Raw genomic sequence first — 14,402 nt, 5'->3', positions numbered from 1 at the left:
CGCTTCATTTTAAAAACAGACTGAATTACAAATGCTTATGTCGAGCTGCATAGTTGGCTCCTGAGATTTTCATGCCTAATAACTTCAAGAATTATCAATTCAATACTCATGAAAAACATTTTACGTCACCTTTTTCTTTTACTGTGCTTCTACCTTTTTGCGGTAGGGCTACAAGCACAGAACGTCGATTATACCGTCAGGTATAATTTTGACAACAACGTTTACGAAGTGTATATTCGACCGGATTTTGGCCAAACCACTTTCATTCTGGGTGGTGGGAGCCAGATTTCTTTGGTGGTTCCATCAGCAACAACGGATAGTCCACTTTTGGTCACACCCGTTAACGGTGGATTTTGGTCGGATCAAACCCAAGTATACGCGCCTTCGGCCAATACCGCTGCAGATTTTCACTCGGTGACCACCGGTGGAAGCGTCATTATGCTCCTAATGGGGACAGAACAATTGATGTTCACTTTTACCTTGCCTGGAGCGAGTGGTTGTACGGATGAAGTCCGCTTGTTTGTCAATGGTACGGACCCTGATTCCTCAGTACCTTCTATGGGAGGATCTGATTTTAATCAGGCTTTCTTTGATGTGTTCAGTACCCCTTATTATCAAGCCAACTACGGTGATTCACCCGTCAATTGTACTCCTCCTGATGTTGATGGAGATGGCTACGTAGGCGTAGATGATCCTGATGAAGGAAATCCTTGTATTCCCGATCCTAGTGTAGGTATCTGTGATCAGGATATGGATGGTTTAACCAATGACGAAGAAATTATTGCAGGTACCGATCCTACCGATGCTGACAGTGACGATGATGGTTATAATGACGGCGAAGAAGTGACGGGTGTCGATGATCTCACTACTGTTTTAGTGCCTGCCGGAATTAGTGATCCGAACGATCCTTGTTCTCCCGATATGAACGCCGGTGCTTGTGACCAGGATATGGATGGCTTGACCAATGACGAGGAAGTCTTGTCTGGCACTGATCCAACCAATCCTGACACCGACGGTGATGGTATCAATGATGGTACGGAATACAACGGTCCCGATGGTAATCCTTTAACGATGGGTGACAATACCGACCCCCTCGACCCCTGTGATCCAGACCCATCTGCTGGCCCTTGTGATCAGGACAATGATGGTTTAACGAATGACGAAGAAGTCACCGCGGGCACCGATCCAACAATTGCCGACACAGACGGTGACGGTTACAACGACGGTGAAGAAGTTACGGGTATCGACGATCCAAGCACCCCTGCGGTAGCCACAGGCACGAGTGATGGCAACGACCCCTGTGATCCAGACCCATCTACTGGTCCTTGTGATCAAGACAATGATGGTCTTACCAATGACGAAGAAGTCACCGCGGGTACCGACCCAACAATAGCCGACACGGACGGCGACGGTTACAACGACGGTGAAGAAGTTACGGGTATCGACGATCCAAGCACCCCTGCGGTAGCCACAGGCACGAGTGATGGCAACGACCCCTGTGATCCAGACCCATCTGCTGGTCCTTGTGATCAAGACAATGATGGTCTTACCAATGACGAAGAAGTCACCGCGGGTACCGACCCAACAATAGCCGACACGGACGGTGACGGTTACAACGACGGCGAAGAAGTTACGGGTATCGACGATCCAAGCACCCCCGCGGTCGCGACGGGCACGAGCGATGGTAACGACCCCTGTGATCCAGACCCATCTGCTGGTCCTTGTGATCAAGACAATGATGGTCTTACCAATGACGAAGAAGTCACCGCGGGCACCGATCCAACAATAGCCGACACGGACGGCGACGGTTACAACGACGGTGAAGAAGTTACGGGTATCGACGATCCAAGCACCCCTGCGGTAGCGACGGGCACGAGTGATGCTGGTGATCCTTGTGATCCAGACCCATCTGCTGGTCCTTGTGATCAGGACAATGATGGTTTAACCAATGACGAAGAAGTCACCGCGGGCACCGATCCAACAATTGCCGACACAGACGGTGACGGTTACAACGACGGCGAAGAAGTTACGGGTATCGACGATCCAAGCACTCCTGCAGTAGCCACTGGCACGAGCGATGGCAACGACCCCTGTGATCCAGACCCATCTGCTGGTCCTTGTGATCAAGACAATGATGGTTTAACGAATGACGAAGAAGTCACTGCGGGCACCGATCCAACAATAGCCGACACGGACGGAGACGGTTATAATGACGGTGAAGAAGTTACGGGTATCGACGATCCAAGCACCCCTGCGGTAGCGACGGGCACTAGCGATGGTAACGACCCCTGTGATCCAGACCCATCTGCTGGTCCTTGTGATCAGGACAATGATGGTTTAACCAATGACGAAGAAGTCACCGCGGGCACCGATCCAACAATAGCCGACACGGACGGAGACGGTTACAACGACGGTGAAGAAGTTACGGGTATCGACGATCCAAGCACCCCTGCGGTAGCGACGGGCACTAGTGATGGTAACGACCCCTGTGATCCAGACCCATCTGCTGGCCCTTGTGATCAGGACAATGATGGTTTAACCAATGACGAAGAAGTCACTGCTGGCACCGATCCAACAATAGCCGACACGGACGGTGACGGTTACAACGACGGTGAAGAAGTTACGGGTATCGACGATCCAAGCACTCCTGCAGTAGCCACTGGCACGAGCGATGGCAACGACCCCTGTGATCCAGACCCATCTGCTGGCCCTTGTGATCAGGACAATGATGGTTTAACCAATGACGAAGAAGTCACCGCGGGCACCGACCCAACAATTGCCGACACGGACGGTGACGGTTATAACGACGGTGAAGAAGTTACGGGTATCGACGATCCAAGCACCCCTGCGGTAGCGACGGGCACTAGCGATGCTGGTGATCCATGTGATCCAGACCCATCTGCTGGTCCTTGTGATCAGGACAATGATGGTTTAACGAACGACGAAGAAGTCACCGCGGGTACCGACCCAACAATAGCCGACACGGACGGAGACGGTTATAACGACGGTGAAGAAGTTACGGGTATCGACGATCCAAGCACCCCTGCGGTAGCGACGGGCACGAGCGATGGTAACGACCCCTGTGATCCAGACCCATCTGCTGGTCCTTGTGATCAAGACAATGATGGTTTAACGAACGACGAAGAAGTCACCGCGGGTACCGATCCAACAATAGCCGACACGGACGGTGACGGTTATAACGACGGCGAAGAAGTTACGGGTATCGACGATCCAAGCACCCCTGCGGTAGCGACGGGCACGAGCGATGCTGGTGACCCCTGTGATCCAGACCCATCTGCTGGTCCTTGTGATCAAGACAATGATGGTTTAACCAATGACGAAGAAGTCACCGCGGGCACCGACCCAACAATTGCCGACACGGACGGAGACGGTTATAACGACGGTGAAGAAGTTACGGGTATCGACGATCCAAGCACCCCTGCGGTAGCGACGGGCACGAGCGATGGTAACGACCCCTGTGATCCAGACCCATCTGCTGGTCCTTGTGATCAGGACAATGATGGTTTAACGAACGACGAAGAAGTCACCGCGGGCACCGATCCAACAATAGCCGACACGGACGGTGACGGTTATAACGACGGTGAAGAAGTTACGGGTATCGACGATCCAAGCACCCCTGCAGTAGCTACTGGCACGAGTGATGCTGGTGATCCTTGTGATCCAGACCCATCTGCTGGCCCTTGTGATCAAGACAATGATGGTTTAACGAATGACGAAGAAGTCACCGCGGGTACCGATCCAACAATAGCCGACACGGACGGTGACGGTTACAACGACGGTGAAGAAGTTACGGGTATCGACGATCCAAGCACCCCTGCGGTAGCGACGGGCACGAGTGATGCTGGTGATCCTTGTGATCCTGCTCAGCTGCCTGGTTACACTGGTTATGATGCTAGCAATGCCATCTGGGCAGCAGCGGATTGTGATGCCGACAATGTAACCAATGGTGATGAAGTAATGAATACCAGCGATCCTTATGACCCCGATTCAGATGATGACGGTTTAACGGATGGCGAAGAAGTGATTTACGGAACCGATCCTAATAATGCCGATACTGATGGAGGTGGTGTTAATGACGGAGATGAAGTAGCCAATGGTACTGACCCTACAGTTGGTAACGGGGCTGATGATTATGTGATCACCCTCAATATGAAGGTTTTACTACAAGGTGCACTATTGGGTGCCACGGATAACCTGATGCGGGATGATTTGCGTCAACAGAATTTCATTCCTCTAGCTCAGCCTTATAGTTCAGGGATGAATACCCGCTTTACACACGTTGCTGCTGGCGGCACCGAAGTAACGACTACAGGTGTATTGGCAGCAAATGCGGGAACACCCGATGCTATTGTAGATTGGGTATTCATCGAAGTAAGGGATGCGACTGATCCAACCATCGTACTGCAAACTAAATCAGCTTTAGTGCAACGTGATGGTGATGTGGTAGATGCGCTGACAGGAGGAGTACTGCAGATTAATCCACAAGCGAGTAGTTTCTACGTAAGTGTTAAGCATCGCAATCACTTGGGTGTGATGACTGGGCAGGCTTTGACGCCGGTGACGGGTACTCTTACGGTTGACTTTACAACAATGAGCGCTGCCAACACCTATAACGCTCCTGGCTACGAAGGCGTAGAAATGGTTGCTTTGTCGAATGGCAAGCGTGCCCTTTGGGGTGGCAATGCGAACATGGATGGTAAAGTGAAATACGATGGTGGTGGCAGTGATCGGACGGCGGTCTTGGCAAATGTCATTTCTCACCCTGATAATGTAGGCCTACTATTCAACTTCGATTTTGGCTTTGGCTACTATGTTGGTGATATCAACATGGATGGAAAAGTTAAATACAACGGGGCTGGAAACGACCAGGTTTTGATTCAAGCCATTGGGGTCATTCTCTATCCTTTAAATACTTCTAATTTCTTCAACTATGATTTATTCCTGGAGCAATTGCCCCAGGAATAGGCACCTTTTGTGGATTGAGCTGTCCCCCTGGTCACAATTGACCGGGGGGCACTCCTTGCACATTTGAATATCATTTTCGAGGCTTTATTAACGCCTCTCTATCCTGTGAAAACAAGAAAAACAAAATAATAATCATGAAAAATTTGCTACAAACATTGCTGTTGTTTGTCAGTTTTATACTGATAAGTGTACAGCTTCGAGCACAATCAGTTGTAGATTATACCATTATTTACAATTTTGATGAGGCAGCGTACGAAGTTTATGCACGGCCTAACTTTAGTGAAACGGTTTTCATCCTCGGAGGAGGAAGCCAGGTATCCATTGTATTACCAGAAAGTGTGGTCGATGCTCCATTGACGGTTACACCCGTAAACGGAGGGTTTTGGGCTGATCAAACCCAGGTGTTTGCACCTGCTGTAACCCCGGGGCTGGATTATCATTCCGTGACTACCGGCGGTTCTATAATGGTATTAATGCCTAGTGTAGAAATTCATCTTTTTTCTTTTACGATACCTGGGGCTGCTTGTGTGGAAGGAGTGAGGTTGTTTAACAATGCAAGCGACCCCAACTCATCAGAACCTTCTATGGGGGGTGCTGATTTCCTTAACGCCTTTTTTGATGTATTTGGAACACCTTATTATCAAAGTAATTACGGAGAGATAATCGTAAACTGTGTTCCCCCTGATGTTGATGGAGATGGTTTTACAGGGATTGATGATCCTGACGAAGGAGACCCATGTAACCCAAGTGTAAATGCTGGTCCTTGTGATCAAGATACGGATGGTCTGACCAATGATGAAGAAATTATTGCTGGTACCGACCCTACGGATCCCGATAGTGATGATGATGGTCTTAACGATGGCGAAGAAGTGACGGGTGTTGATGATCCAGCTACCCCTGCTGTTCCCACAGGAACTTCTGATCCCAATAACGCTTGTGATCCTCTTGGTTTATTGACCGTTGATACCGACAATGATGGTTTGACGGATTGTGAAGAAATCACTGGTATTGATGATCCAACCACCCCTGCAAATCCAAATGGCAATACATCAGATCCTAACGATAGCGATAGTGATGATGATGGTCTTAATGATGGTGATGAAGCAAATAATGGCACCGATCCGATGGACGCGGATACCGATGATGATGGTTTGACCGACGGCGAGGAAGTAACGGGTATTGATGATCCAAACACCCCTGCTAATCCTAACGGAAATACTTCTGATCCAAATGATTCGGATTCGGATAACGATGGTTTGAATGACGGCGACGAAGCCATCAATGGTACCGACCCTAATGATAGTGATACCGACGATGATGGTGTGAATGACGGCGAAGAAGTTACCGGTATTGATGATCCTTCTACTCCCTACGTTGTGGTGGTTGTCTCTAACCCTCTTGATCCTTGTGATCCTGATGAAAACTCTCCCTTCTGCCCACAGGATTGTGATGGCCCGCTAGAAGTTGCGAGCATCGGAGATATAAATGTAACCCTAGGAGCTGCTTGTGCGGCAGAAATTACACCAGCAATGGTGATGACCGGAAATTGGGCGTGTGCCGATGAAGCAATCGTAACCATTGATGGTGGCAATACTTCTGAAGTCAACGGTTGTGGATCTCATACCTATATGGTGCAGTTGTTTGTTGATGGAGAATTGGTATATACTGCCTGGGGCAACCTCTTCGCCGAAGACAAAACCAATCCAGTAGTTACTTGCCCAGCGAACACAAGCACCGTAACGCAGGACTATGCTGCTCACCAAGCAAGCGGTAACCTAAGTGCTGCTGATGCAACCTTGAACTTCAACAACTACAGCTGTTTGAACCAGGGCTTCCTGGCCGACGGTGTGCACAACTATGACGTAGTAACTTTCACTACGCCAGACTTTGCTATTCCTGTTGACGTATACACGATCTTGATGGAGACTGCGTGGGGTGATGGAAGCATGTTCCTGTTCCAGGGTGGTTTCGATCCTACAGCACCCTGTGAAAACCTTATCGGTTCTTCTGACGATGCTTTCGTACCTGGAGGTAACCCATTCGATCCAGCACTACGTTTGAGCCTGCCTTTGTTGCCTAACACAACCTATACCTTGGTATTGACCAACTGGTTGACGACGCAGTTTGGTAACTGGACGGTAAGCATCTATTCTGATAACAACACGGGTGTTTCTGGTCCAGAATTTACCCCTGTAAATATTACCGATACCCGTGATTTGGTATGTGAGGATATCAACTTCATCCGCTTCCAGACACCTCAGTCATGGATTGCAAGTGCAGATGGTACCTTGAACTTCACGGCTACACGTAACACCTTCTTTGGAGGTAGCACTGCTGCTTTGAATGCTTTCATTGCAAAAGTAAACTTGACTGGTTTCCCTGTAGTTGGCGACAACTGTGGTCCTGTATTGGTAACCCTTTCTGATGCAGTAAGCTCTGCTGGTGATTGTGGTGATGTAACGCTGACGCGTACCTTCACGGTCTCAGACCGTTACGACGGTGCCTGTGTTGGTGCTCCTCGCGTAGTAGCATGTACACAGACGATTACTTTCCGTAAGCCAACGATTGGCGACTTGGTATTCCCACCATTTGTAGCTCCTTTGGAGTGTGACGAGAACTTCGCTGTTGATGCGAATGGCAACCCTCACCCATCTGCATCTGGCTACCCATGGTTGCGTACGGCATTTGGTTTCTACGACCTTGATCAGATTTACTGTAACATCGGAGCTTCTTACTCTGATGAGCCACGTATCGTGGTGTGTGAAGGTACTTACAAGCTTCGTCGTGAGTGGAACATCATCGACTGGTGTAACCCAGGCGGTTCAGGTACCCTTCAGCAGTTGATCAAAGTATTTGATGCTACTGGCCCAGTAATCACTGGCATTCCAGCAGTAATCAACGTATCTACTTCACCATTCAGCTGTTTGGCGAACGTAGCGATTCCATGTCCTACCCTTACTGACGGCAACGGATGTTCAAGCGTAGCGGGCACGACTTACACGGTATTGGCTTTCGGCGAATCATTCTTCGCTGGTGGTGACTTGTGTGACGGAGATGTAGTATCAGCACCAATTGGTGAGCACATCCTGATCATCTGTGCCGAAGATGACTGTGGCAACGAAACTTGTGAAGAGTACGACTTGATCGTAACGGACGAGATCGAGCCAAGTGCATCATGTGACGACGAATTGAACGTATCTATTGGCGGTGGTGACTCCGCTCAAGGTATCCTGGGTATCGCACGCATCTTCGCTTCTGACGTTGACGAAGGTTCTAACGACAACTGTGGAGCAGTAACTTTGGAAGTACGTCGTAACTACTGGCGCAACAACACTTGTGATGCAAGTGCTAACCGTTGGAGCCCATGGGGCGACTTTGTAGACTTCTACTGCTGTGATATCGACAACGAAATCACGATCGAACTACGTGTAACTGACGAGTCAGGAAACGAGAACATCTGTTGGATGGTGATCACTCCAGAAGATAAATTGAACCCATTCTGCTACGCACCAGCACCAGTAACATTGACTTGTTCTAACTTGCCATTGGCTTTCCCTGGTGATATTGCTACGGCTTACGACGAAGACTTTGCTGCTACTTCTATCATGATGAGCTCTATCTTCGGCGGAGCAACGGGTACAGACAACTGTGCGGTGGACACCATCGTAGAGCGTACGCCAAACATCCAGGTTAACGATTGTGGTTGGGGAACTATCACCCGCCGTTTCGAAGCTTGGCAGTTGCGCCCAGAGGGCGATGCTAACGGCAACGGAGCCATCGACATCAACGAAGTATTCCGTTCGACGAACAGCTGTAGCCAGCTGATCACGATCACGGAAGTACACGACTTCACGATCGACTTCCCAGAAGATGCTGACGCTGACTGTGGTGATCCTGATGTACCAACGATCATTACGACCACTGTAGGTTGTGATGTATTGAGCGTAAACATTGGCGATCCAGTACGTTTCTCAGCAACTGGCGACGAGTGTTACAAGTTGAGCATCACTTACGATGTGATCAACTGGTGTGTATGGGATGGTGAGTACACTGGTTTGGTACTTCCTCGTATGACGGAAGACGACGGTGAGGCACTTCCTGTAGACCGTTCAGTAGAAGGCAACGAGCGCCCAGTAGTACGGGTGGTGAGTGGCTTTGGCCCAGTAGACAACAACTGTGATAACGTAGCTGACGCTCAGCAAGGTATCCAGTACACAGTAGTAATCGACCGCGATCACAACGATCGTGACGGAGATTCTGATATTCCTAACACCGTATACGACAACATCCCAGGTAACAACATCGGTTGTATTCCTGCTGACCAGTTTGGTCGTCGTAACTTCGGTCGTTACATCTACACGCAATTCGTTAAAGTATACGACTCAACCGCACCAGTAGTAACTGTTGGTGAGTACGGAGGTCCTACAGCTAACTGTCCTGACCTATTAGCTGGTCAGTTTGGTGATGACGACGGCAACTGTGAAGAAGCAGTAAGTATTCCATTCAGCGTAGCTGACGAGTGTGAATTGTTTGACGGTGACGGAAACTTGGTAGTAAGCCTGGTATCTGCACAGCTAGACGCATTTGCAGTAGACGCTAACGGCGACGGCGACATCAAGTCGAACGAATTCGTAGCAGACTTGAACGTATTGGGTAACATCACCGACAACGGTGACGGTACTTACGTATTTGCAGGTACTTTCCCAATCATTACTTCTGCAATGGGTGATAACATCTACCACGCAGTACGCGTATTGTTTGAGGACGGTTGTGGTAACCAGACCAGCGAGACCATCGTGTTCGATGTGATCGACTGTAAAGGACCAGCACCAGTATGTATCAACGGCTTGACCGTAACCTTGATGCCACAAGAAGAAGGTGGTTGTGCAATGGCAATCTGGGCTTCTGACTTCGAAGGTTCACCAATCAGTGACTGTACTGGTCAGGGACCAGAACTGTTCGGTGGTCTACCTCGCGTGACGAAGTACGCTATCTACCGTGCAGCAGATGTAGAAGCTGATCCTAACTTCGTACCAAGCCCAGATGATACTGGATTGGTATTGACGCAGGATGACGAAGCTACGACAGTAGTCTACGTATACGCTTTCGACGAAGAAGGTAACTACGATTACTGTGAGACTTATGTACTGGTACAGCAGCACGTTGACTGTGGCGATCCTGGTGATGGCACCATCGCTGGTGTAATCATGACGGAAACCAACGAAGCAGTCGAAGGTGTAGAGGTGAGCATCAACGGCGGCATGACCGCTACGATGACTACAAATACGACGGGTACCTACAGCTTCAGCAACCTGACCCAAGGCGGTGACTACTCGGTAACGCCTTACCTGAACGCCAATCCACTGAACGGAGTGACGACGTTTGACTTGATCCTGATCAGCAAGCACGTCTTAGGAACGCAACTGTTGAACAGCCCTTACAAGCTGATCGCTGCGGATGCCAACCGTAGTGGAACGGTAACGACGCTGGATATGATCCAGATCCGTAAACTGATTCTGAACATTGATACGCAATTCGCGAACAACACGAGCTGGCGCTTTGTGGAAGCTGCTTATAGCTTCCCTATTCCAACGAATCCATGGTCAGAAGTCTTCCCCGAGTTGATCAACGAGAACAACCTGGCGGGTGATGTACTGGATGCCGACTTCGTGGGTGTGAAGATCGGTGATGTGAACGGATCAGCGCAAGCCAATGCCTTGGCGGGTGATGATCGTACGTTGAACGGTACGTTCCAACTGAGGGCAGAAGACATCGACCTGAAAGCGGGCAATACCTATACCGTAGCCGTGACAGCGGAGAACCTGAACCAGATCGAAGGCTACCAGGGTACGCTGCAACTGAACGGTGTAGAACTGGTGGACATCGAATACGGACAGGCACAAGCCGAAAACTTCGGCCTGCGATATGTTGCGGAAGGCTCCATCACCATGAGCTGGAACCACGACGGCGGCGGTACCACAACCGATGTCCTGTTCAGCCTGGTACTACGAGCAAGTGAAGACCAGCCCCTGCGCGAAGCGCTGAGCATCTCTAGCCGTTACACGGCTGCGGAGGCTTACCCTTCTGTCCTTACGGACATCTCCCCTGAGAGGGGAGAACAGGTGTTTGACCTGGGGATTGAATTCACCAGTGGTTGGAATGCTGCTGCGGAGTTTGAATTGTACCAGAACACGCCGAACCCTTTTGCAGCGGCAACCTTGATTGGGTTCAATTTACCTGAGGATGCAACCGCAACGGTAACGATCAGCGACGCTAGCGGCCGTGTACTGACGGTCATCAAAGGTGATTACGCTGCTGGTTACAATACGATCAACGTCACCAAGCAGATGATCAAAGGTGCAACGGGCGTACTGAGCTACACCGTAGAAACCCGTCTGGCCAATGGCGAAGCCGGACAGGCCGGCGATTACCGTGCGACGAAGCAGATGATTGTAGTGGATTAATGGTTTGATCGTTCGATCTTTGGATGGTTAGGCCATGAAAATAGAAAGCGGCAGTTCCTGGAGATGGGAGCTGCCGTTTTTGTTTGAACAACATAAGGCACAGGAGGGCACATAAGGAGGTGTTTTTTGAACCACATAAGGGAGGGATTAAGGGCCCCGAATAGGCGAATTCCGCAAATTAGGCGGACTAATGTCCAAACCAAAAGATTGGTTAACTAGTCTTTATGGATACTGTAAAAATGACAATGTGGGATTTGTATGAAAAACCTTACCTTATGCAGGACAAACTTGAATTATCAAAACAAAACGAAATTACTATGAGTCTTTTATATTTCATCCTCATTGGAGCAATTGCTGGCTGGCTCGCTGGTCAGATTATGAAAGGAGGCGGTTTTGGACTGCTGGTTAATATCATTCTTGGTATTATTGGTGGTGCCGTTGGTGGCTGGTTGTTTGGACAACTGGGCATCTCCGCTGGCGGGGGGCTTGCGGGGTCTCTGATTACGGCTACGGTCGGAGCTGTAGCGGTCCTGTTTGTGGCGGGCTTGTTTAAGAAGTAGTTTGCTTTTAGAGCGAAAAAAAGGGCTGGTAAAGGTGTTGTTAAGTGAACGTATAAAAATAAGGTGATCCAATTTGGGTTTAGTAAAAAAAGATAAGCAACTGACTGAAATGGAAGCCTGCCTGCCTTGCGGCGACTAATCTTTATACACATTTAATCAAGCTTAATTTGATTGACAATTCGCCAAGCGGAGAGTTGCTCCTGAAATCTTCGCCATCCCCAGCGCATGGTTTTTGGCCCTGGTGGCGACTGGCTTTTGTAGCCACTGTACCCCCCCATTCTGCCGATTAACCATGCCAATCGAGCCAAGGACTCAGGAGGGTGGGGATTTTTTTGCTTTTGGGTTTGACCCTCATAGATCGGAATAAGTAGTTCCACGAAAGTCAGATCCTGCGTATCGATTAGTAATGTAGCCTTTTCTTGGTAGACATGGTCGCGGTCTTTGAGCAATTGTAATAAATGCAATGCCGCCTGCATGGCCATGATCACGAGTCGTTTCATAGCAATGCCTGATTCAACCTGAGCGGATTCGCATTCTAGCCCTTTGGTTTTTAACAAGCTAAAAAGCTCCTCAATATTCCATCTATTTTGGTAGATATCGACAATTTTCAATGCTTGATGCTCATTTTCAATGACCATATCCGTCCAGATCGTCCAATGAACAGGAGCCTCGCCATCAGGTACGCTGTGTTCCAATTCTTTGAGTTGTACAAAGTATAATGGAATTCGGTCTGGCCCTTGCGCTTTGGTACGATCTTTAGGCCGGGCAATCTCTACCCGACCATAACTCAAGGCCATCTTTGCTTTTCGGGCTTTGCGCTTTTTTTGTCTTGGGATAGCTACTTCAATGACGAGTCCCTTGGTAGCTTGCTCTTCTAAATACTGCCACAATAAATGCTTGCTGTCAGACTCGTCATAAATCACCCGCTGCTTGCTAGTGCGAATAACCAAATGATGATTGGGGGGCATTGGCTTAGCGAAGAGTTCGTAGATATCCCCTTCCCGATCCATGACATGAACAACTTTTCCCCGATGCCCCTTTAAAACTTGTGTACTATAATCTATACTCTCCAACCAGCGATAAGAACTCTTCTGCTCAATAGGCTGCCTCTTGTAATTACGCTCATGTCGATTCGGTTGGTCTACACATCGATTCCAGATATGAAGGTGTGTGTAGCCCAATGGAAATCCACTATCGCCATCCAACACAAGGCCGGGATGAAGAAAAAAACCGAATTCTTGATTCGTATCATCTTTCCAAAGTGGCCCCAAGTCCTCATCCGACTCACTTAAACGCCCCTTATGGCCAATTGCATTATAGTCGGTCGTGTCTTGTATGACATATAAATCCCGGTCAGCATACTCCTCCGTATACCAAGACTGGGTAATACTGTTCACCAGAGCATCCATACTCAATCGATTGTTATTTAAAAATCGACTCATCCCCATTCGTTCTCGATGGTGTGTATTCAGTCGATTGGGAACACCGCTGCCACTTTTTATCATCTGATGTAATATACGGTTTGCTCGTTTTTCTAAGCGAGCATCACCTAATTTATGATCAAATACTACACTAATAGCTGTCATAATTAACACGTGATTAAGTAGATATTACTGCGATTGCTTAGGCAGATCGTGTACGCCTCTACAAATATATTCGTAATCTTGCGATGTGTATAAAGATTAGCTTGCGGCGAGCAGACAGGTTGCGTTCTTTTTCTTACTAAGCCTTGAAACAAATTGGATCATCTTATTTTAGCTCGAATACTAAACGTCTTTTACCTGCCCATTTTTTAGTTGGAAGGAAGAGCTGAAAGGCTAAGTTATTGCATTTTGTTAAACATATAACGAGCAATTTTCCATTCGCCTTGTATCTTTCGCAAGACAAAAAGCTCGCGATTTTCCTCGGCAACATTTGCCCCTGTAGCGTGAATGAGGGTGCTACCTTGTGAGGTAGTACGGGCAAAAGCATAATCTCCAGCTAGCTCAACTTCGTCGATTTGAAATTCAATGGTAAGTTGAATATTACTGAATACAAATTCATAAGCACCCTTAACTTGCTCTTGTCCAATAGAGGTAGGTGCTCCGGTAGGCATAAAGACGCCATCGTCTGCGTAAAGTGCTAATATGGCCCCAACATCTGATGCGTTGAGCGCATCACGGTAAGCAAATAGTAGCGCATTGATAGCAGCCTTTTCCTGAGAAGTATTCATGTTTGTTTGATTTTGAATGGAAGAATGGTTGTTAGCAGCGGGCGTTTCGCAACCGGTGAAAAAGAGCACCGAGAAAGAAGCAACCCAGATGATTTGTTTTAACATCGTATTGTTTTTTGTTGCAACAAAGGTGGGCGCAAAAGCGCAGTCGTGCCTATAAGGTAGCTTAAGAAATAGCCT

5 protein-coding genes are annotated in these 14,402 nt (G+C 48.6%); 3 read left to right on the top strand and 2 right to left on the bottom strand.

Going from position 1 to position 14,402, the window contains the following annotated elements; translation table 11 throughout:
• The first annotated feature begins 108 nt into the window (after window positions 1-108).
• The 3 genes from AB0L18_RS01375 to AB0L18_RS01365 all read left to right on the top strand — a co-directional run bounded on the left by AB0L18_RS01375 (window position 109) and on the right by AB0L18_RS01365 (window position 12,010).
• Window positions 109-4,986 carry a hypothetical protein gene (locus AB0L18_RS01375; RefSeq protein WP_367390797.1) on the top strand — a complete coding sequence of 1,626 codons (4,878 nt, stop codon included), beginning with the start codon at window positions 109-111 and terminating at the stop codon, window positions 4,984-4,986.
• A gap of 134 nt (window positions 4,987-5,120) precedes the next feature.
• Window positions 5,121-11,450 (top strand): hypothetical protein, encoded by a 6,330-nt coding sequence (locus AB0L18_RS01370; RefSeq protein WP_367390796.1) that lies wholly within the window; start codon window positions 5,121-5,123, stop codon window positions 11,448-11,450.
• Between the two features lie 317 nt (window positions 11,451-11,767).
• Window positions 11,768-12,010 (top strand): GlsB/YeaQ/YmgE family stress response membrane protein, encoded by a 243-nt coding sequence (locus AB0L18_RS01365; protein ID WP_367390795.1) that lies wholly within the window; start codon window positions 11,768-11,770, stop codon window positions 12,008-12,010.
• A gap of 152 nt (window positions 12,011-12,162) precedes the next feature.
• Here AB0L18_RS01365 and AB0L18_RS01360 read toward each other — a convergent pair whose 3' ends face one another.
• Both AB0L18_RS01360 and AB0L18_RS01355 read right to left on the bottom strand, forming a co-directional pair.
• On the bottom strand, window positions 12,163-13,596 hold the full coding sequence (locus tag AB0L18_RS01360; protein WP_367389587.1) for an IS4 family transposase: 1,434 nt from the start codon (window positions 13,594-13,596) through the stop codon (window positions 12,163-12,165).
• A gap of 236 nt (window positions 13,597-13,832) precedes the next feature.
• Window positions 13,833-14,327, bottom strand: a complete 495-nt coding sequence (locus AB0L18_RS01355; RefSeq protein WP_367390794.1) for an SgcJ/EcaC family oxidoreductase — start codon at window positions 14,325-14,327, stop codon at window positions 13,833-13,835.
• Between the last annotated feature and the right edge of the window lie 75 nt (window positions 14,328-14,402).

The sequence above is a fragment of the Lewinella sp. LCG006 genome (assembly GCF_040784935.1).
Lineage (GTDB): Bacteria > Bacteroidota > Bacteroidia > Chitinophagales > Saprospiraceae > Lewinella.
This window is presented reverse-complemented; position numbering and strand designations above follow the sequence as displayed.

Bases quoted from the DNA above. Each gene is read 5' to 3' on its own strand.
- AB0L18_RS01370 (WP_367390796.1), top strand. From the start codon at position 5,121: ATGAAAAATTTGCTACAAACATTGCTGTTGTTTGTCAGTTTTATACTG.
- AB0L18_RS01375 (WP_367390797.1), top strand. From the start codon at position 109: ATGAAAAACATTTTACGTCACCTTTTTCTTTTACTGTGCTTCTACCTT.
- AB0L18_RS01360 (WP_367389587.1), bottom strand. From the start codon at position 13,596: ATGACAGCTATTAGTGTAGTATTTGATCATAAATTAGGTGATGCTCGC.
- AB0L18_RS01365 (WP_367390795.1), top strand. From the start codon at position 11,768: ATGAGTCTTTTATATTTCATCCTCATTGGAGCAATTGCTGGCTGGCTC.
- AB0L18_RS01355 (WP_367390794.1), bottom strand. From the start codon at position 14,327: ATGTTAAAACAAATCATCTGGGTTGCTTCTTTCTCGGTGCTCTTTTTC.